The sequence below is a fragment of the Novosphingobium sp. CF614 genome (assembly GCF_900113255.1).
GTDB lineage: Bacteria > Pseudomonadota > Alphaproteobacteria > Sphingomonadales > Sphingomonadaceae > Novosphingobium.
This window is the reverse complement of record NZ_FOOR01000018.1, coordinates 1-20519: the sequence shown is the minus strand read 5'-3', so window position 1 is coordinate 20519 and position 20519 is coordinate 1. Positions and strand designations below refer to the sequence as shown.

Below are 20519 nucleotides of genomic sequence, written 5' to 3'. Positions count from 1 at the left end.
AGCTGACGGCGCTGTACAGCGCCGCCTTACCGTTTCGACCGCAAATGACCGCCAATCATGTGGCCTGCAGCGTTCTCCTCCTGAAGACTGAAACCTGACCGATGGAGGCCGCAAGCAAACCGACACCGATAAGCCCGAGAGCGCCATCGACGATCAAGGCCATGCTATCGCCGATGCCTCTGAAAACAGGATGTGCAACAGCAAGGGCGATCAATAGCGCGCCCGTTCCAGCGCGTCCGATCCGCGACAGCGTGGCGGGCGGGAACAGCGCGGCCGCACCAAGCGCTGCAATGCTGACCGCAGCCCATGTCCAGATCAAAGGCCCAACCAAGGGCGTGAACAGCGCGACGATTGCCACGCCTGCCAGCGCGACCGGTTGCCCCCAAAGGCAAGCGGCCCACACGCGCTCCCAGCCCGGCGCCGGCCTGCCCTTGTCCCGCCTTCGCGCCAGCCAGATGTTGACGCCCCCCGCCGCGAGATAGGTAAGGCCAAGGCCCAGCAGGGCATAGGCGATCTTGATGACGCCGCCGCCGAACCAGCCAAAATGCAGGAGCCCGAGCGAGCCAAGGATCTGCTGGCCCACATTATTCCGTGCCGCCTTTTGTTCGTGATAGAGCTTGCCGGTGCGTTCGAACGCGTAGCTGTCCGCGTTGGCCAAGCGGGAAGAGCCGTCCTCGACCTCGAACAGCGCGGCCGCGCCCATTTCCGTGGGATGCTCGACGGCAAGATAACTGATGCGTCCCTCCGGCGCGCGTGCGTCGACACTGGCGAACAGGGGCCGCAGGTCGAGCGGCGGCGCGGGCCGCGCGTCCGCTGCCGGATGGGGCGGCGTGAAGATGGCATAGACCTTGGCGGTATCGCCCTGGAACACCGCAAGGCCGATCGCGCCGACGATGATGGTGCTGAGGCCAAGCAGCGCGCCGGTCAGCGAAACGGTGAAGTGGAAGGGCAGCGCCCACACGCCGATGCGGTTGTGCAGATCGGCTTCCTGCAGGCGCCGCGAGCCGCCCAGCCGCAGGTGGAAGGCATCGCGGAAGATGCGCGGATGGGCGAGCAGACCGGAGATCAGCGAGGAAAGCAGCGCGACGCCGGTCAGGCCGACGATGAAGATGCCCCAGCTTTGCGGCAGATGCAGGTTGATGTGCAGGCGGGTCAGGAATTTCGTCCAGCTCTCGCGAACTTCTCCCATGATGCGGCCCGCGCTGTCGGCGATCCAGGTCGTCTGGGTGCCGTCCGCGGCATCGACCCGCAGCGTCGGCCAGGGGCGATCTTCGCTCGGCATGAGGATGAGGACATGCTCGACCGGCCCGTCGGTGCGGTCGATCGCAGCGCGATAGGCGGCCTGGACAGCGTCCGCAGACATCGTCTCCATGCGCTCGGCGCCAGGATTCTCCCAGCGTTGGAACTCGTTGGCGAACACCGCGATCGTGCCGGTCAGGCACACCAGATACAGCAGCGCGGCGAAGGCCAGGCCCAGGCCGCTATGCCCCTTGAGCACCGCGCGTACGAGATCGGGCGAAGGGAAGCCCGCGCCCTTTTTCGTCTTCGTCATGTGAACCCCTTGAGCATGGCCGCGCCGAACCCGACGATGGCGGTTCCCACCAGCACTGCAGTCGCGCGCAGGATGCGGCTGTCCGCCAGCGTCCACGCCATCGCGCCGCCCCAGGCCAGAGGCACGATCAGGCCGCCGATCAGGAGGCGCGTCTGCATCTCACCGGGTGCCCAGACGGCATAGCTGATCCCCAGCCCCATCGCCGCCACCATCCCGATCGGGCCGGCGAGCGACCAGCGCAGCGTGGTGCGCCAGGCGCTCGGCGCGCGCTCCGCCGGTTCGGGCGCAAGTCCCTCGCGCGCGGCGCGGCCCGCTTTGGCCGGCCGGAGCGTATAGCCGGAAGCGATGACGGCGAAGGCTGCAACCGACAGCAGTGTCAACGCGGTGAATGGACCGCGCGCTTCTCCCAGGACCCATGCGGGCCAGAGGATGCTGAGAGACAGGAGGGACAGTCCCGCCCATCGCCACGGCGCCTTGCCGGCCTTGAGGCTCCAGGCGCGGCGCAGCATCCAGGCTCCCGCGACGCCGCCGCCGAGAATGACCGCCATCGCGCCGGGAACCACCGCGCCCGTCAAAACCCGGCTTCCAGGATCACGCCGACGCTGCGCGGCGTACCGATGATGGAAAAATTGGTGAAGCTGTTGATATATTGGTCGTACTTCTCGTCGAACAGGTTGTTGGCGAACAGCGACAGGCTCCAATGCTCGCCCTCATAGCCGATCCGGGCATTGACCAGCGTTCGCGCGCCGACGCGGCTGTCCGATTGCGGGATCGACACATCGGAATAGACCGCGCTGCGGTAGCTGGCGTTGACATTGGCGTTGAAGCCGCCGCCGAAGCGCACATTGGCGCCGCCCGCCAGCGTCCATCTGGGCGCATAGGGGAATTCTAGACCCGACAGGTCGGTGATGGAGCCGACATCGGTGACGAACTCGTCGAACTTCGTGCGCGTGTGACCCACGCTCGCATACCAGTCGAACGCCGGCGACACGCGATGCGCCAGCTCCAGCTCGAAGCCGTAGAGATGCGACTTGCCGGCATTGACCGTATGCGTGTCATAGGTGCCGTTACCGAAATTGGCGGTGGTCTGCTGGTCGGTCCAGTCGATGTAGAAGGCGTTGGCGTTCACCGTCAGCCGGCCGTCGAGCCAGGCCGAGCGCAGCGACAGTTCGTAGTTCCAGGTGAATTCGGGATCATAGGGGAAAAGCTGCGAGCGGGCGGTGTTGAACCCGCTGCCGCCCGAACGATAGCCGCGCTGCACGACGAAGGCGGTTGCAATGTCCGGCGTCCACGCCATCTCCACGCCGCCCTTGGGCAGGAAGGCATTGAAGGTGCGCGTACCCACCGGGGCCGAACCGCTCGCGTCGTCGACCAGCCCCAGGACAGCGGCGTTGATACCCACGAATGCCGGCGCCAGCGCACCGTAAGCCGTGGGATCGGGCAAGGTGCCGACGAAGGTGGCCACCGCCTCGCCGCCGATCTTGTTGCGCTCGCGATCATAGCGGAAGCCGCCGAGCAGCGAGAGCCGGTCGGTCAGGCGATAGCGCGCGTCTGCGAACACGGCCATGGTCGCGACCTTCGTCGGAAAGTTCGAGGTATAGTCCACCGGGATATTGGGAAGCGCGGCGGTGTAGAGCGACGCCACCTGCGCCGCCGTCTGGGCGCCCAACACAGGAGTCAACAGGTTTGCGATGGTTGGGCCGGGCGTCGGCACCAGGGTGACCTGATGCGCGCGCCGATACTGGTCGCGATTGTAGTAGAACAGGCCGGCCAGGCCGCTCAGCCGGTCGCCCTCATAGTTGAGACGCAGTTCCTGCGTGAACGTCTCGGCCCCGCCGACGATGTCGCTATAGGCTCTGTTGACGGCCGAATTGTCGCCGTCATATTTGCGGATGAAATCAGTGTCCGTCCAAGTGCCCAGCGTGCTCAGCGACAGGCCGCCGCCCAGGTCATAGCGCAGGTCCAGCGTCACCTGGTCGTTATCGACATCGCTGCTGTTGGGATAGTTCGACGGGTTGGTCCGGTTGTCGAAATAATCCCCGACCGATCGGTCGACATAAGTGAAGAGGTAGCCGCCCTTGGTCTCGAAATGATGATAGCCGAGGCGCGCTTCGAAACCAGGCAGTGCGGAGGGTGTCCACAGCAACTTGCCGCGGATCGAGGTGGAATCGACCGGACTCTCCGGCTCATCCCGCGTGATGTTGCGGATGTAACCGTCCGAATCCCGCTTCTCGGCCGAGACGCGGAAGGCGAGTTCCCCGGGCACCAGCGGGCCGCCGCCCGCTACCGCGAATTGCGTGGTGTCGAAGGAGGAGACAAGCGCGCGGCCCTTCAGGCTCCAGTCGAAGGTCGGATCCTGCGTGCGGATATGCACCGCGCCCGCCAGCGCATTGAGGCCCTGGATGGTCGATTGCGGCCCGCGGAAGATCTCGACCTGCGCCACGTCCCACATGTCGGTCGGGCCGTTCGACAGCACGTCCTGCGGCACCGGCGCGCCATCGACGAACACCGTCGCCGTCGCCGCGTCGCCGCCGCCCGAGACGCCGCGCTGATCGATGCCGCGGATCGAGAAGCCGGACGCACCGTAGGTCTCCGAAAGGTTGGCGGTGCGCTGAAAGATTTCCTGGATCGTCACGACATTTTCCTGCGCGATCCTCCGGCTGGTGGTCACGCTGACGGAGGTGGTGGTCTCCTGCAAAGTCCGATCCGTCTTTTCGCCGGTGACAATGATTTCTTCACCGGACGGTCCGGTCAGTTCCTCGGCCAATGCAGATGGTGACCAGAGCCCAGCGATAAGAGACGACGACAACCAAAGCCAAGTGTGACGCATTCATTCCCCCATTTCTTCTCCTTGGCTTAGCATATCGTTAATGCGAGTCAATCGCATCTATGGCGATTGACAGAGCGATCGCATATGAAGCTTCCCTCTCCAAGGTCGTCATCCCGGACTTGCTTCAGGGTGACGATGACGGGGAAAATCGGCGCATATGCGGTCCGCCTTGCGGCCGATCGATCGTCACGGTCGGCTGGGGACCGACCAGGCACTTTTGCTTAACAGCCTGAGGGAGCTGAAATTTTCTCGCACGCTTCTCGATCGGTTCGCACAAGCCTCAGATTGGCATATTGCTAATGCGAATAGATATTACTAGAGGGCGCTGAAACGAAAGGGGTATCATGGTCGCGTCAAAAATATCTCTGCTGTTCTCGGTTTCCGTCTCCCTGGGTATCGCGCCTTTCGCGCACGCGGCCGAGGTCGACGGCGAAGCGTCTGGTGACATCATCGTCACCGGCCGGGCCGAGAAGCTCTATCGCGTGGAATCGACATCCGCCGCGCGTGGAACAAGCGACCCGCTTGACATTCCGCAATCCGTGACAGTCATCAACGAAGCGTTGATCGACGACCAAGGCGCACGCGATGCGACGGACCTCTATCGCAACATCGCCGGTGTCACGATCTTCAGCTATTCGGGCGTCACCTTTCGCGGCTTCCGCCAGGATCGGGTTTTCTACGACAACCTGCGCGGCGACCCGTTCATCGCGTTCTCGGTGCCCAGGCTGTTCAATATCCAGCGCGTGGAAGTGCTCAAGGGGCCATCGGGCATGCTCTACGGTCCCGGAGAGCCGGGCGGCCTCATCAACTATGTCACCAAGACGCCGACGGACGAACTGGCCGCGCAGGCCAGCCTCACGGTCGGCAACTATGATCGCTACGGCGCGTCGGGCGAGATTTCCGGGCCGATCACCGGCAGCGGCGTCCTGCTGGGACGGATGGGCGCTTATTATGAGCAGATGGATCCGTTCCGGAACAACACGCGCGAAAAATCCCTGATCCTCGACGGCGGCCTGACCGTGAAGCTGGGTGAGGATGCCCGGATCATCGGGCAGGTGACGCATTTTGACCAAAAGAACCGCGGAGCGCGGCTGCGCGGGGTGCCCACTGACGACGACGGTAATTTTCTGGCTGACCGAAGCTGGAATACCAACGAGAAAAGCGATTTCCTCAACCTGCGCGCGACCGTCTATCAAGCGCGGCTCCAGGCCGAACCGGCCGACGGCATCGCGGTGGAACTGGCTACCCGTTATTTCAATGCGCGCGAGCGGCAGCAATATCATGAGGCACGCGGTCTGGTGGACACCGACGGCGATGGCGTGGTGGACGCTTCACGGCGCGAGCTGCGCGATCAGGAGCGTACCACTAAGGGGCTGACCCTTTCGGGCAACGCGACCATCGACCGGCGTATCGCGGGCCTCGACAATCGCTTCCTGATCGGCGCCGACTGGTATCGCGAGGATGCGGACTTCTGGGGCCGGACGGTCCCGTTCGCTCGGATCCCGCTGCTCAGCCTTGCCAATCCGGTCTATGGTCTATCCGGCGCGTCCTTCTACAATCTGGAAGCGATCGCCAAGCGGCCCACCGACACGCGCAGCACGCGCTACGGCTTTTATCTCCAGGACCAGCTTCACCTATCGGAACAGTGGATATTGGTCGGCGGTGCCCGCTATGATCGCTACAAGGATGCCGATCTGCTTGGCGGAACCACCTACAGCGACGGCGACTGGACATTCCGGAGCGGGCTGATCTTCAAGCCGCGCTCCGACATCTCGGTCTATGCAAGCTGGTCCGAAGGCTTTGAACCGCAGGCCGTCGCTTCGCAAACCCCCTTGGCTGGCGGGCCCTTCGCGCCGATCACTGGCGAACAGGTCGAAGCCGGCGTCAAGCTGGCGCTGATGGGCGGCAAGCTTCAGGCGAATGCTGCCGTCTATCAGATCAAGCGCCGCAACATGCTGCAAACCGACCCCAACGGAGACAGCTCCGATGGCGTCGACGATCTTACGCCCATCGGCGAAGTCACCAGCAAGGGCTTCGAAATCGAACTGGCGGCTGACGTCACGCCAGACTGGGTGCTGACCGCCAACTATGCCTATAACGATGCGCGCATCACCGCGACCGTGCCGGGCCAGTCGCTGACCAATGCGGTGGGAGATCGCTTCGCCAATGCGCCAAAGCATGAGGCGGGGCTGTGGACCCGCTATCAGTTCCGCTCGACCGGAACCGCCGTCGCGCTCGGCAGCGAATTTGTCGGCGAGCGCCTCAGCATTGAGGGGCAGCGGGTGAAACCCTATGTAATCTTCGACGCTTCGGTGATCCAGCAGATTACTCCGCAACTGAGCGTTCTGCTGCGCATCGACAACATTTTCGACAAGACCTATGCAGCCTCCGGCTTCATCGCCCGCACCGGCCATTTCCCCGGTGAACCGCGCACCGTCTTCGCCGAGTTGCGCTGGAAGCCGTGATGGCGACTGTCGCCGCCACGGGCATGCCAAAGAAAGGTCAGGTCAGGCGCTCGCTCTGGTGGCGGGTCCACCAATGGGCGGGGCTGCAACTCAGCCTGTTCCTTGCCTTCGTTCTGGCGACCGGCACCATCGCGACGCTCTCGCATGAAATCGACTGGCTCCTGACACCCGCCATGCGGGTCGCGCCTCAAGAAACAGCACCAGTCTCTTGGGGAAAGCTGGCCGCTTCGGCGCGCGACGCGGCCGGAGACGCGCGGATCGAGTGGATCTACGCGCCTTCGGAACCGTGGTTCGCGGTCGAAGCGGTCGCCGAGCAGCCGAGCGGCGACCGGTTTCGCATCCAGATCGATCCCTGGACGGCCGAGGTTCGCGGCCGGACGCCCTGGTTCAACGCGCAGCGGCTATTCCGTGAACTTCACCGCAACCTGATGATGCCCACCGCGATCGGCGTTCCGATCGTGACCGCGCTTGCCTTTCCGCTGCTCGCCTCGGTCGTGACCGCCTTCTGGGTCTATAAGAAATGGTGGCGCGGTTTTTTCCGCGCGCCGCGCCGCAGAAAGGGCCGGCGCAATGACGGTCGCCGCTTCACCGGTGACCTGCATCGCTTCGTGGGCCTCTGGAGCCTGTGGTTCGTCGCCCTGATCGGCGTGACCGGCATTTGGTATTTCGTCGAAAAGATGGGCGGTGCTGCGCCCGTCCCGCGACCGCCCGAAATGCTTGCGCCCGCTCAAACCAGCGGAACACAGCTCGACGTGCTGGTAACGAAAGCCCGGCAGGACTTTCCCGATCTGCACATCAGCTCGATTGGATTTCCCAAAGGGAAGCCCGGCGGCATTGTGGTCATGGGACAGGCCAAGGCGCTGCTCGTGCGCGAACGGGCCAACGCCGTGATGCTCGATCCGGACAGTCAGGCCGTGGTCGAAGTCGTGCGTGGCGAGGAACTATCGCTTCACCAGCGCATATCCGAAGCCGCCGACCCGTTGCATTTCGGCACATGGGGCGGCCTGCCAGCGCGGATCGTCTGGTTCCTGCACGGCGCGGCGCTGACCGGCCTCGCCGTTACCGGCGTGCTGATCTACGCGCTGCGGTTACGGCAGGACGTTGCTGCACGGCAAGGCGGCGGCGTCCTCGCCGCCATGTGGCGCGGCATGGGCTTCATGGCATGGCCCTCGCTTGCGCTCGTCATCCTCGCTTTCGCGCTCATCCCCACCAAGCTTACCGGAGAATGACGCCGATCCCTCTTCGAAGGCGGCCTGTGGTATTATCTACCGCTGGATTCCTATGGTGGTCGCGTCCGCATCGATCTTGGCGTGAAGAATATCGGCGATAAGCGCTATTTCTCGGCATTGGGCGGTACGTTCCGCATCACCATTGGCCAGCCGCGCACCTTCTACGGCGGCTTGCGTTTCGAATTCTAAAACTGTCTTCGCCCGAAATCGCGCTGCATCGTTAGCAGCATTCCGACCGCAGGTTTTGCGATTTGTTCGCAATAAGAGAAGTGCTAGTGGTTGGACCTGTCGTCATTGGTAACCAAGGGAGCAGTCGCGGGTGTCTAGGGTGGATACCCTCCAGGTTTTTGTCGCGGCACAGCCGGAGCTTCTCCGTTACGCGGCAAGGCTAACGGGGGATTCGGCCGAAGCTGAGGATGTCGTGCAGGAAGCCTGGTTGCGTTTCCGGGCGGCAACCAGCACGCGCATGCTTGATGAACCTAAAGGCTATCTTTTCCGGATCGTCCACAACCTCGCTCTCGATCGGTATCGGCGTCGGAGGCGCGAGAATCAAATCTTCGGATCGGAAGCTACCGTCGCTGCGGCGTTCGTACCGAGTGACGAGCCGTCGCAGCACACGAATCTGGAGGCGAAGGATGAGCTGGCACTGCTCCACAGGACGGTGACACAGCTGCCGAAACGGACACGGCGGGCCTTTGAAATGCATCGGTTCGAAGACATGAAGCTTGTCGAGATCGCCGCTGAACTGGGTATTTCGAAAAGCCTTGCACAGGAACTGGTGATGGAGGGCGTCGAATATTGCAAAAAGGCTCTTCGGCGTCGTGATTGAGCCGCTGCTGCAAAAACTCCCGGAATTGTGAGAGCCCCGTTCGTTCAATCTATGAAGCCACCCAAAATACTCGTCGGCGGGGCCATGCCCAACATAATGTGGAAGCGGAGATGAAATCGGGAACGACGGCGGACGGGATGCGGGGCGATATCAGTCGTCAAGCCACCGCATGGCTGGTGCAGCTTGAGGACGCCCCCGAAAACGATGCGCTACGCGCGGAATTTATCGATTGGCTTACCACCAGTCCGGCCCATCTTGCTGCATGGGAGGAAACCGCACGGGTCTCCGATCTGATCGCTGCCGCCGGTCCCCTACCTCGGCGGACCATATCCGTCCTGCCAATCGCGTCAGGTCCCCGTGGCTGGTTTCGGAACATCCGGCCCGCTAGCACGCTCGCTTCGCTTACTGTGGCCGCCTGCCTTGCATGGGTCGCGGTGCCATATCTTGCACTCCGGCTCCAATCGGACGCGATGACCGGAACGGGTGAACTGCGTCTTGTGAAGCTCGAAGATGGGAGCACGGTGGAATTGGCGCCGACCACGGCGATCGCTTTCACGAATGAGGCTGCGGGTCGGAGGCTAAGCTTGCTGCAAGGCGAGGCCTGGTTCGACGTCGCGCACGACAAGGAGCGGCCGTTCAGGGTCATGGCGGGCGACAGCAGCGTCACCGTTCTCGGCACAGCCTTTTCGGTGCGATTGACGGACGCTGGGACGGACGTCGCTGTGCAGCGTGGCCGTGTTGCCGTAACCTCGGACCGCGCACGATCCGATCGCGTGGAGCTCGTCGCTGGGCAATCGCTGACGGTGGTCGAGGGCGAGGCCATTCGCGGTGCAATCCGTCCCGACCGGGTGGCGAGCTGGCGCGATGGTGTGGCAATCGTCAACGACCTGCCGATTGGCGATGTCATCGACCGCATCCGCCCCTGGTATGGTGGCTATATCATCGCCAAAGGGCCGGGGCTGAGAGACCGCCGTGTGAGCGGAATATACGATCTGCACGATCCCGATCTCGCGCTGAAAGCGCTGACGCGAGCACATAAGGTTACGGTTTCCCAGGTGTCGCCGTGGCTGAGAATCGTGACAGTCGGCTAGCCGCGCGCAGACTTTTTTCTCCCGCCTGAATTTTTTCCCGGAATTCACCGCCGCTTGAACGTTGAGTTCATGCAAATGACTCGCATTAGCGTATTCATTGCGTATCGAACTTCAACGAGAGGAACAGGCCAGGTGAATTCGGGGGGTATTTTTCAAGAGTTTGGGAAGCGTCGGTTTTGGGCCGGCGCGCTGCTCGCCTCGGTTGCCGTCGGCGGTTTGAGCGCACCGAGCGCCACATGGGCGCAAGCGGCGGCTGCCGAGGAAGTGCGGTCGTTCGACATTGCATCCCAATCGGTGGCCGGCGCGCTGGCGGATTTCGGCCGCCAGTCGGGGTTGCAGGTCAGCATGGACGCCGATCAGGTGCGTGGACTTTCCACGCCGGGCGTCAAGGGCACGATGACAGCGTCACAGGCGCTGGCCCGGCTACTTGCCTCCACCGGCCTTGCCGCGCGGATCGAAGGCGAGATCGTGTCGCTTCACTCCGCAACGGTCGCGTCAGCCGGCCAGTCCGGGGCCGGCACGATCGTGCTCGATTCCCTGCGCGTGGAGGGTGGCAGCGCTACCCCGGCGAATGAAACCGGCGCGGAGCGCGACCTGCGGCAGAAGGATGCGATCTACGATCAGGATCTGTCCTCCACCTACATGGGCAAGGAGGAGGTCGAGCGATACAAGGGCGTGACCCCGTCCGACGTGTTGAAAGGCATGGTCAATGTCTTCAGCGGCGACGCACGCAACAGCGGCGCGATCGATCCCAGCATCCGCGGCATTCAGGGGCCGGGACGCGTGCCGGTCATCATCGACGGCACCGAACAGGCGCTGACCGTCTGGCGCGGCTATAATGGCGCGAGCAACCGCAGCTATATCGACCCAAGCCTGATTGCTGGGGTTCAGGTGCTCAAGGGGCCGGTCTCGACGCGTGATGTCAACGGTTCGACCGGCGGCGCGGTCGTCATCAACACGCTCGATGCCGGCGACATATTGCAGCCAGGCCGGAATTTCGGGATCGAGTTGAAGCTGGAAGGCGGCAATAATTCGACCTCACCGCGCCTGCCGACCCTGCTCACCGGGCAGGATTACCGCACCGTGGAGGGGTTTCCGGGTTCTCCGGGGACGCCGGGCTATCCGACCTCGCCCTATGCCGACCCGTCGCTGCGCGTGACGCTGCGGACAGCGGAGGACAATGACTTTCTTTCAATGGGAGACAAGGCGGCGCGCCTCGCGGTCGCCGGCCGCATAGGCGACATCGACGTGTTCGGCGCCTACGCCTGGCGCAAGCGCGGCAACTATTTCTCGGGCGAGAATGGGGCAGGCTATTACTCGCAAGACGATGTGGAACAATCCTCGGCGACCTACATCCAGCGCATGGCGCTCAGCTATGAGCCGGGCAACGAGGTACCCAACACCTCGTCCGAAACGAAGTCCTGGCTGTTCAAGGGCACCTGGCACATTGCCGATGACCAGTATCTCCAGTTCGGCTTCCGTGACAGCAAGTCGGAATATGGCGAGATCATGCCCTCGCGCATCCTTTCCGCCGAGGATTTCGGGGCGATCCAGTGGCCGCTGAGCCGCGTCCATGCGCAGGCCTACAACGCCGAGTACAAGTGGCAGCCCGAAAGCCGGTGGATTGATCTCAAGGCCAATCTCTGGGCGACCCGCACGGCCAGCCATACCTACAGCGCGGGCGGCTTTCCGAACTACGCTTCATACGACGATCCCATCCTGCGCAACACGGCGATTGCCAATTCGCAGAACAACCGGATCGGCTTTTCCGCCAGCAACCAGATGAAGCTGTCGTCGCGGCTCGACCTGCTTCTCGAAGGAAACTGGAGCCATGAAAAACTGCGTTCGCAGGATGAATGGAACGGCGTCTATGACGGCTGGCGCCAATATCCGCGCGCGGGACGGCGCGAGGAGTATCGCATCAACCTGAAAGGTGAATGGCGCCCGGTCAGTTTCCTGAAGTTCAATGCCGGCCTCACCTATTCCGGTTATTCGGCGGTCGACGACTTCATGCGTGCGCAGATCGCCGCGGGCAATGCGAGCCAGTTCACCGCCTATGCGATCACCAGCTACACCGCTTCCTACGAAACGGAGGAATTTGGCGCGACCGCCTATGAGGCCTATCTGCGGTCGCGCTATACGAGCGAAAGCATCATCCAGCGCAGGCTTGCCGCCTATATCGCCGCCCCGTTCACCTTCACGATGAACAACAGCGCCCCATGGGAGCCGGACGCGGACGGGAACTTCCACCGGGCGGACAATGTCTGCATCAACGGATCGCTGGATAGCCTCTCCAGCTATCTGGGCACCTGCAATCTCGTCTCCAACCAACAGGCGTTCACGCCGAGCAGCGCGGATCGAAAGTCCGGCCATGGCTGGGCGCCGATGCTGTCGGCGACAGCCTATCTCAGCGGCAGCAACCGCGTCTATCTGCGCTATGCGGAGGCCTATCGCTTCCCCAGCATGTTCGAGAGCACGGTCGGATTTTCGGCATCGTTCAATCCGCTCGAAGAGCTGAAGCCGGAGCATCTCTACTCCTGGGAAGCCGCGTACGTTCAGGATCTGCGTGGCCTGTTCGGCCTGAACGGCGAAGGGCAGGCGGCCGATCTCAAGCTCACCTGGTATCGCAACACCACACGCAATGTGATCGAGCGCACCACACGGCTGATGTTCAACAATATCGACAGGCAGGTGATTGCCGGATTCGAGTTCCAGGCGCGCTACGACAATGGCGGCTTCTTTACTGAAATTGGTGCAGGTCACATGACCACCAACAAGGTCTGCGACGAAAGCGTCGCAGTCCAGATGGATTATGGCTCTGGCCGCGTGCCCGACTGCGTCAAATATGGTTTCCACGGCGGCTATCTGCTGACCCAGGCAACCCCTGAAGATACGGTGAACTGGACGATCGGCGGACGCTTCTTGAACCGGCGCCTCGAGGTCGGCGGCCGACTCACCTGGTACAGCGAATATGACAATCCATTGCTGGCTGAACTCATCGGCGGCGATGACCCCATCGATGGAAACGCTCTGAACGTTCCCTATGCCTGGGGTGAGACGCTGACTCTCGATGCCTATGTGAAGTTCCGGCTGAACGACCGTTTTTCCGCCGAACTGGTCGGCACCAACCTCACCGACAAATATTATGCCGATCCGCTGACCCGTGCGCTCAATCCCGCTCCCGGGCGCACGGTGCGTCTCAGCCTCACCGGCCGGTTCTGATCATGGAAATTCAGGGCCGCCACCACTTCCCGATCCCTGATGAAGACGTGGATGCGGTGGCGAACCCTGGGTGCAAGCGCCTGTTCGCAGGCAACTCGAACGTAGGAGAACTAACATGAAACTCTCGAACCTCAACAGGATTGCCATCGCTCTTGTGGCTTCAACGGCGTTCGCCGGAGCCGCCCATGCCAGCATTGCGGGTGAATCCAGCGACACGAGCAAGGTCGTGGTCGGGACCAGCACGATCAATGGCGGTCCTCATGTCTCCGGGCGTCCAGGCATTGCAGTGCCTGCCACCGGACTCAGCAATCTCGTCGACTTCCAGGGGCTACAATCCTCGGTCGGCACCGATGGTAACGGTGTCAGCTCGATCAATTCCGGAACAAGCGTTCCCACCGACCACAGCAACCTTGGTGTATTCCATTTCGCCAAGGTCGGAAGCGCCAACCTGTACTTTGGCGAATGGTCGCAGACATCCAGCGTGACGGCAGGCGACCACACCGTCTATTATGTGGGCGACGATGGCGGCACGACGACCGTGCCGACAAGCGGGACCGCGACCTATTCAGTCAAGGGCATCAGCGACTATGCCAACAAGGGTCTGCTGACCGGAACCTTCACCGCCAACTTCGGCGCCTCCACGCTGACCGGCAGCATCGCCAATTCCGGTTCCGGTTACACCGTGAACATCGGCACGGCCGACATCGATGGCGTCAACATCATCGGCGATGGCGCCAGCGCGACATTGTCCGGCTCGACCGTGGCGTCGGGCGGCGATGTGAGCGGGCGCTTCTATGGCAGCAATGCCGCAGCGCTGGCCGGCATCGTGACGTTCTCCAGCAACCAATATGACACCGCGTTCGGTGGCACGAAGAACTGAAGCTTCGCAGCCGACACGGCAACGGGACAGGGGCTCCGCCAGGGGCCTCTGTTTCCCAGCCGTTCCCCTTCCGTCCATCAGGATTCCCCTATTTCGTGACGATCGACCGCGCCCGATTTCTGCACCAGCTTGCCTGGAGCCTTGCCATGGCTAGCGCTCTGGCAAGCACCGCCGCCGCGCAGACATCGGGCAGCGCCGATACCCGGCTGCGCCTCGACCACGAGCGGGACCGGCAAAGCGCCGAGGCCGAGCGGCCATTGCTGAGGGATGCCGACGATCTGGGCGGCGTTCCATCAACCATCGAGATCGACGGCAAGAGCTACACCGTCGCCAATACGGTCAGCGAAATTGGCGAGGCGCTCTACATCGCCATTGCACGCAGGCAATGGGCTGATGTGCAAAGATTCCTGAAGGCCTATCTGGCATTTGGGGAGCGTGACCCGATACTCGTCGCTTATGCTCGGGGGGCGCTTGCGCGGACCGACGGCAAGCTGGACGAGGCCGAGCATCAGTATCGGACGCTTCTCGCCCTCCAGCCCGATTTCGTGCCCGGCCAGCTTGAACTGGCGCGGGTGCTGTTCGAGAATCACAAGGATCGCGAAGCACGCCGCATGTTCGAAACCGCCCGTGCCGCCCTTGCGGAGGACGGCGATAAAGCGGCAGGCGTCCGCCGTACCATCGACAGCTTCACCCAAGCACTCGGCAAGCGGCAAGGCTGGCAGGGCTTGGTGGCCATAGGCCCGGGTTACAGCAGCAATCTCAACCAGTCGTCGGCCAGCTACACTTGCCTGCTGGCGGCGAACGACGGCACTTGCCTCATCGATCGCAAGGTGCCCGATCCGATCAAAGCGGCCGGGATCAACTTCGAGAGCAGCGTCAGCCGGCGCATTCCCCTTCGCGGACACAGCGGTATCACCGGCCGCGCGCTGTTTTACGGCGACATCTATCCCGGTCATGGCCGTTACAGCCAGACGACGCTGACGACGCAACTGGGCTATGACTATCGCACGGCCCGGGCAAGTTTCACGCTGTCGCCGAGCTTCGACCTCGGCTCCCTGGGATCAGACATCCTCTACGACGCCATCGGCATCCGCGCGGAGACGATGGTCAATCCTTCCGCCACTTCGGCGATCCGGATCGAGGCCAGCCGCCGCTGGTTCAACTATCGCCCGCCATCCTATCGGAACTTTGATGGCGCGCTCACCGAAGCTCTGCTGACTGGTTGGAAAGTGCTCCCGCGCGGCTGGACGTTGTTTGCAGGCCCCGACTTTGCCGCCAAGGAAGCCGATGATCCGGTCAACGCCTATCGCCAATATGGTTTGCGGCTAGGGGTGAACAAGCAGTTCGGACAGGCGGTCAGCCTGCTTGCCTTCGCGTCATTTCGGCAGCGTGATTATCGGGCCTACAGCGAATTGCTCGAGGCCAAGCGCCGTGACCGTGAACAGAATTATGTCGGGAACATCCGGTTCCCGGCGTTGCGGTTCGCCAGCCTGACACCGAGCGTTCTCGTCCAGCACAGCCGCGTCCGCAGCAACGTCGACTGGCTCTACTCTTATCGAAAAACCAGCGTGGCCGTGAGGATGGACTATGCCTTTTAGCGCCCTGCCTGCTGACCCAAGCGCCAACTCTCGGACCGCGCGCCCAAGCATCTTTCTTCATCACAATAGGAGCATCTATGACGACTGATATTCTCGAACCATCCCGCGCGAAGCGTCTGAAGGCATCGACCCATGAAACCCATGACCGGCTCGACACGTCGATCATGGCTGCCGCGCCCTTTGCCACCATCGAGGGCTACGGCCGGTTCGTGACGGTGCAATATCTATTCCATCGCGACATTGGCGCGCTTTATGACGATGTGGCTTTACAGGCCATTCTGCCTGGTCTGATGGAACGGCGGCGCCTGCCGCTGATCGTGGCCGACCTCGCCGACCTGGGCCTATCCCTTCCCCAGGACGATACACCACCGGCATTCGCGCAGACCGCTGCGATCGATATTCCCGAAGCGCTGGGCTGGCTCTATGTGGCGGAAGGATCGAACATGGGCGCGGCCTTGCTCCGCAAGGAGGCGGCGAAGATTGGGCTCTCCGACGAGCATGGCGCGCGCCATCTCGCTCCCACCCCCGAGGGGCCTGCCGCGCATTGGCGTACCTTCACCGCCGTTCTCGATGCGGCGGAACTGACAGCCGAGCAAGAAGCCCGTGCGGTGGCAGGCGCGAATGCCGCATTTGCACGCGTGCAGGCGCTGGTCGATGCGCGCATTGGCTGAACTCGGTGCAGAACCTGCGGCTGACGACCTGCTCCGGCGCGGGCGGGCAGTCCGTGCCGCATGGCTGGCGGTTGGGTTGTTATTGGTGGCTGTGGGATTTGTCGGCATCTTCGTGCCGCTCCTCCCCACCACCGACTTCATGCTGCTGGCGCTTCCCTGCTTCGCGCGGTCCTCGACTCGATTGGAAGCATGGCTGCTGGATCATCCCCGCTTCGGTCCCGGCCTTCGGGCGTGGCGGGCGACAGGCGCCGTTCCGCGTCACGCCAAGGTCGCAGCCTGCTTGGGCATGGCGGTCGGCTATGCATTGTTTTGGCTGCATGTACGTCCGCGTTGGGGGTTAGCCTTCGCCGTAGCGACGGGGATGCTGGCCGCTGCCGTGTGGATCATTCGCCGTCCGATGCCGGGAGATGAGCAATGAGATCCAATCTGCAGAGGCTGACGGACCATGAGGGCAGATTGCTCGCCGGCAATGTCGCCATGGTCTCCTATCGCTATGACCGATTCGCCGACGACGTCAACGCTAGCCCGCAAGCAGCCCATCCCCTTACTCGCGGCTACAGCCGCTATTGCGATCAACCGATGGACTGGCGGACCCGGATTGTCGGGGTCGTCGGCACAGCGGCAGTCGCTGCAATGGTTCTGGCCTGTGTGCTTTTCACCTGGCGGATCGTGCGACCGGCGGTCGTCTCGCCCTCCGCGCCGCTGGTCGTCGAGTTGCAACCACTCGCCGCCCCTCCCGGGCCAGCCCGTGAGGTAGCTCCTGGCCCTGAACAAGTCGAGCGGCGGGAAGTAAGGCCCAAGCCTGAACCTGACATAGTCCCGCCGCCGCTGGTGCAGCTTCCCCTGCTCACACCGATGGCGCGCGAGGTACGGGAGCCGGTGGGCGAGGTGATCGATCCCGGCCCACCTGTTCCCGAAACGACAGCGCCGAAGACCGTTGCCGCGCCCGCCGCAGACAGGCTGTCCAGCGACGCAAGTCAGAGCTGGGAAGCCCGGCTGCTAGCACATCTGGAGCAGTATCGCCGCTTCCCCGCGCGCGCTCGTGCGGCTCGCCAGCAAGGCACGGTGCAGATTCGGTTTCGGATGAACCGGGCCGGCTCCATCCTCACCGCATCGGTGCAGCGAAGCTCAGGCTTCGCGACATTGGATCAGGCCGCGCTCGACACCCTGAAACGGGCACAGCCCCTTCCCGCCATCCCCAAGGGTCGGCCCGACGAAATCGAGCTGACGATCCCGGTCGAATTCTATCTGAGCGCGCAAAGATGAGTTTGCCAGGCAGTGGTCCGGACAGGATGATATTCTCCGTCGACCCATACCCACTCCGCACGGTTTCTCGATGATGACGCAGGCCTGGCAAGAGACGTGTAATACGCCCGGCCTGATTGCTTGACTCACTGGGGGTTGCCATTGGAATTCAGCTGTGATTCGCTGCATTCGTGCAAACAAGGAGGCGGAGATGGGCGCGGCTATCAGGATTACGCGTATGGATTTGGATGCTGCCGGGCTGCGCCGTGCGGCTCGGTGTTCATCGGATGCGGCGGCGGCGCGGCGCATGCTGGCGCTGGCGTTGGTGCTGGAAGGCAAGTCGCGGGCGGAGGCGGCGCACGCTGCGGGAATGGACCGACAGACCCTTCGCGACTGGGTGCATCGCTACAACGAAGAAGGCTTGTCCGGATTGTCGGATCGGCCTGGCGATTTCGGACCCAAACGCCTTCTTTCGCCCGAACAGGAAGCGAAGGTGGCGCAGTGGGTTCGTGCCGGCCCCGACCCGGCCGAGCATGGCGTCGTACCCCTTCGACTTCGCTCAGGAGGCGCCGGGCCGACCTCGTCCGTGAGATCAAGGCCGAGTTCGCCATCGATATGGCGGAACGCACGGTGAGCACGGTGCTGCGGCGGCTCGGCTTCCGGCGCCTGGTCCCGCGGCCCCGTCACCCCGGCCATGACGCCGCGGCGCAAGCGTCTTTCAGCGCGACTTCGCCGCCCTCATAGACACAGCGCTGCCAGAGCAGGCCAAGGCCAAGCCTTTGGAGCTGTGGTGACAAGACGAAGCCCGCGTGGGACAGCAAGGCACCTTGACCCGGGTATGGGCCGAGCGCGGCTCCCGGCCTCCCGCACCCCGTGACCAGCGCTATGCCTGGGCCTACCTGTTCGGCGCCATCTGCCCGGCACGCGGCACCGGCGCCGCGCTCGTCCTGCCTTTCGCCAATGCCGAGATGATGAACCTGCATCTGCTCGAGATCAGCATCAACGTGACCCCCGGCGCGCATGCCGTCCTGGTCATCGATGGTGCGGGATGGCACCAGACCGGCGACAAGCTGCGCGTCCCGGACAACATCACCTTGCTCCACCTGCCCCCATACAGCCCGGAACTGAACCCCGTCGAAAATGTCTGGGCCTATCTGCGCGGCAACAAGCTCAGCAATCGGGTCTTCGACACTTACGACGCCATCCTCGATGCCGGCTGCGACGCCTGGAACTGGTTCATCGCACAACCCCAACAAATCACATCTATCGGAGCACGACCATGGGCAACGGTCAATCAATAAAGCCGGACGTATAAGTTGCCTTCCATCATAAATGCGCCAATAATGGCTTTTGTCAGGAGTAGACGCTGAGACCAGTCTGACGAATGGACACGTTACACTCAATCCGCACCATCAATTACAGTTAAGCCCTTTCCATTCCCCACCCTGGCTCTATTGTGGCACGTAACGCCGGACGTGAGCATGTCCCCCCCGGCAATCCCTTGCGGAGCGCGGCTGGGCGGGCCTTAGAATGCGCGACATTAGCGCGCTGGCTAGTAGCCATGTTTATCGTCCGGCGTGTGATAGGCGTCATGCGCCGGAAAAGGCATGGGAGAGAATAATGAGAAATACGATGGCAGCACGCGCCTCGGTCGCCTGAATGCAGAGCCAAGATTCGGCACCAGTCCATTTCGTCGGCCGGAAGGCCTGTCCCGTTTGCAGTGACGGCGATCCCGCCCGCATCTACGAATGCAGCTATTCAGACGATCCGGTCAGGTCGCTGATCACCTCGCACTTCGCCGGGCAGGGTGAGGTCGACTGGACTTTGCTGAAGTCTGCAAATTTCTTCGTCGACCATTGCCGCCAATGTGACCTGATCTACCAGACCGAAGTGCCGGGCGATGATCTGCTCAACACAATCTACACCCGGATGATTAGGCCGAAAAATCTCGAGGAGTACGAAAGCGGGCTACTGACGCTCGACAACTATCAGCGCATATCGGGAGAGTTCGCGAGTATCTTTCGCAAGCTGGGTAAACCGATCGGCGAGATCCGCGTGCTCGACTATGGCATGGGTATGGGGCGCTGGGCCCGTGTCGCGCGCGGCATGGGCGCGAAAGTATATGCGACGGAGATTGGAGCCGACAAACACAGGCACGGTGTATCGCTCGGGATACAGATGCTCGATGACCACAAAATCGACGGCATGACCTTCGACCTCATCCACACCGAGCAGGTCTGCGAGCATTTGGTCCATCCCGGCCGGGATTTCGCGCGGTTAACGAAAACGCTGGCTCCCGGCGGCCTGTTCAAGGTCGCGATTCCTTTCCGGGGGCGGCTAGAGAACATCCTGCGTGCTGGCAAGCTGCACAACGTGTCCCTCTTCGCCACCGAAGGCGCTCGCGCGATCCCGGGTGACGCGGAGGCGTGCGGCGCCATCCAACCGCTCGAGCATCTCAACGCATTCAGTTCCCGGACGATCGATTGGCTCGCGTGCGAGAACGGGCTTGAAGTCATCGCGCAGACCCGCCGCCGCAGCATTGCTATCAATACCGACAGCCTGCGGAGCTTCGCGACCGCAATGGGCCAACTCGGCGTCGAACTGGCCAAGGCCGCCATGCGTTTACGTGTGGGCTACTACCTGCTGCGTAAGCCTCGCTGAGGTCACGCATTTGCCGCATTCGTCAGGATGGCGATGGCGCGCAAAACTCGTCCCACTTCATATTCGTCGCCCTCGCAAAGGCGGGGCCGACGCTGCCTCTTTCCTGCGTTACGTGGCCGAAAACAGGATTCTCACCTCGCCAGCGTAGCAGTCAGTAAGTATCCCCCGGCAGAGCCGGGGGCTTTACGATGTGAGCCGCTCAAAGCGGCTGGTTCAGGTCGCTAACGCGGCCTGACGGTTTGGAAC

14 protein-coding genes and 1 pseudogene are annotated in these 20519 nt (G+C 62.8%); 12 read left to right on the top strand and 3 right to left on the bottom strand.

The annotated features are described in order from the left end of the window. Nucleotides 1-55 precede the first annotated feature (55 nt). From BM052_RS15495 to BM052_RS15485, 3 genes are read right to left on the bottom strand one after another with little or no spacing between them, the layout of a single operon-like run. Nucleotides 56-1552, bottom strand: coding sequence for a PepSY-associated TM helix domain-containing protein (locus tag BM052_RS15495; protein ID WP_091148365.1), 1497 nt, complete (start codon nucleotides 1550-1552; stop codon nucleotides 56-58). Further along, nucleotides 1549-2127, bottom strand: a complete 579-nt coding sequence (locus BM052_RS15490; protein WP_255406191.1) for a hypothetical protein — start codon at nucleotides 2125-2127, stop codon at nucleotides 1549-1551. The genes BM052_RS15495 and BM052_RS15490 overlap by 4 nt, the downstream gene beginning before the upstream one ends. Further along, nucleotides 2124-4382 carry a TonB-dependent receptor gene (locus BM052_RS15485; RefSeq protein ID WP_091148363.1) on the bottom strand — a complete coding sequence of 753 codons (2259 nt, stop codon included), beginning with the start codon at nucleotides 4380-4382 and terminating at the stop codon, nucleotides 2124-2126. Before BM052_RS15485 ends, BM052_RS15490 begins: the two co-directional genes overlap by 4 nt. 344 nt (nucleotides 4383-4726) lie before the next feature. Between BM052_RS15485 and BM052_RS15480 the strand changes: the two genes are divergently transcribed. The 12 genes and pseudogenes from BM052_RS15480 (at nucleotide 4727) to BM052_RS15425 (ending at nucleotide 20273) form a co-directional block, all read left to right on the top strand. Further along, nucleotides 4727-6847 carry a TonB-dependent siderophore receptor gene (locus BM052_RS15480; protein WP_091148361.1) on the top strand — a complete coding sequence of 707 codons (2121 nt, stop codon included), beginning with the start codon at nucleotides 4727-4729 and terminating at the stop codon, nucleotides 6845-6847. After that, complete coding sequence (locus BM052_RS15475; protein ID WP_255406190.1) at nucleotides 6847-8076, top strand: PepSY-associated TM helix domain-containing protein; 1230 nt, start codon at nucleotides 6847-6849, stop codon at nucleotides 8074-8076. Before BM052_RS15480 ends, BM052_RS15475 begins: the two co-directional genes overlap by 1 nt. 328 nt (nucleotides 8077-8404) lie before the next feature. After that, nucleotides 8405-8905, top strand: coding sequence for a sigma-70 family RNA polymerase sigma factor (locus tag BM052_RS15470; protein ID WP_255406189.1), 501 nt, complete (start codon nucleotides 8405-8407; stop codon nucleotides 8903-8905). Between the two features lie 110 nt (nucleotides 8906-9015). Continuing rightward, nucleotides 9016-9996 (top strand): FecR family protein, encoded by a 981-nt coding sequence (locus BM052_RS15465; RefSeq protein WP_091148354.1) that lies wholly within the window; start codon nucleotides 9016-9018, stop codon nucleotides 9994-9996. A gap of 216 nt (nucleotides 9997-10212) precedes the next feature. Then, entirely contained in the window at nucleotides 10213-13218 is a 3006-nt protein-coding gene (locus BM052_RS15460) for a TonB-dependent receptor (RefSeq protein ID WP_255406188.1), read from the top strand. Between the two features lie 115 nt (nucleotides 13219-13333). After that, nucleotides 13334-14098 (top strand): Slam-dependent surface lipoprotein, encoded by a 765-nt coding sequence (locus tag BM052_RS15455; protein WP_091148350.1) that lies wholly within the window; start codon nucleotides 13334-13336, stop codon nucleotides 14096-14098. Nucleotides 14099-14244: 146 nt separating this feature from the next. Then, the gene (locus tag BM052_RS15450) at nucleotides 14245-15696 is read left to right on the top strand and encodes a surface lipoprotein assembly modifier (RefSeq protein WP_091148419.1); all 1452 of its coding nucleotides are present in this window, start codon (nucleotides 14245-14247) and stop codon (nucleotides 15694-15696) included. A gap of 77 nt (nucleotides 15697-15773) precedes the next feature. Further along, a complete protein-coding gene (locus tag BM052_RS15445) occupies nucleotides 15774-16367 on the top strand; it encodes a biliverdin-producing heme oxygenase (RefSeq protein ID WP_091148348.1) in 594 nt (197 codons plus the stop codon). Beyond that, nucleotides 16351-16785: a YbaN family protein gene (locus BM052_RS15440; RefSeq protein WP_091148346.1), complete on the top strand. Its 435-nt coding sequence runs from the start codon at nucleotides 16351-16353 to the stop codon at nucleotides 16783-16785. The genes BM052_RS15445 and BM052_RS15440 overlap by 17 nt, the downstream gene beginning before the upstream one ends. Next, nucleotides 16782-17633, top strand: a complete 852-nt coding sequence (locus BM052_RS15435; protein WP_255406187.1) for an energy transducer TonB — start codon at nucleotides 16782-16784, stop codon at nucleotides 17631-17633. The genes BM052_RS15440 and BM052_RS15435 overlap by 4 nt, the downstream gene beginning before the upstream one ends. Before the next feature lie 190 nt (nucleotides 17634-17823). Next, a pseudogene (locus BM052_RS15430) lies at nucleotides 17824-18913 on the top strand (IS630 family transposase). A 358-nt stretch (nucleotides 18914-19271) separates the two neighbouring features. Further along, complete coding sequence (locus BM052_RS15425) at nucleotides 19272-20273, top strand: class I SAM-dependent methyltransferase (protein WP_091148344.1); 1002 nt, start codon at nucleotides 19272-19274, stop codon at nucleotides 20271-20273. Nucleotides 20274-20519 lie beyond the last annotated feature (246 nt).

Coding starts and splice junctions, on each gene's coding strand:
- BM052_RS15480 (WP_091148361.1), top strand. CDS start 4,727: ATGGTCGCGTCAAAAATATCTCTGCTGTTCTCGGTTTCCGTCTCCCTG.
- BM052_RS15445 (WP_091148348.1), top strand. CDS start 15,774: ATGACGACTGATATTCTCGAACCATCCCGCGCGAAGCGTCTGAAGGCA.
- BM052_RS15435 (WP_255406187.1), top strand. CDS start 16,782: ATGAGATCCAATCTGCAGAGGCTGACGGACCATGAGGGCAGATTGCTC.
- BM052_RS15465 (WP_091148354.1), top strand. CDS start 9,016: ATGAAATCGGGAACGACGGCGGACGGGATGCGGGGCGATATCAGTCGT.
- BM052_RS15425 (WP_091148344.1), top strand. CDS start 19,272: ATGCAGAGCCAAGATTCGGCACCAGTCCATTTCGTCGGCCGGAAGGCC.
- BM052_RS15485 (WP_091148363.1), bottom strand. CDS start 4,382: ATGCGTCACACTTGGCTTTGGTTGTCGTCGTCTCTTATCGCTGGGCTC.
- BM052_RS15450 (WP_091148419.1), top strand. CDS start 14,245: ATGGCTAGCGCTCTGGCAAGCACCGCCGCCGCGCAGACATCGGGCAGC.
- BM052_RS15475 (WP_255406190.1), top strand. CDS start 6,847: ATGGCGACTGTCGCCGCCACGGGCATGCCAAAGAAAGGTCAGGTCAGG.
- BM052_RS15495 (WP_091148365.1), bottom strand. CDS start 1,552: ATGACGAAGACGAAAAAGGGCGCGGGCTTCCCTTCGCCCGATCTCGTA.
- BM052_RS15455 (WP_091148350.1), top strand. CDS start 13,334: ATGAAACTCTCGAACCTCAACAGGATTGCCATCGCTCTTGTGGCTTCA.
- BM052_RS15440 (WP_091148346.1), top strand. CDS start 16,351: ATGCGCGCATTGGCTGAACTCGGTGCAGAACCTGCGGCTGACGACCTG.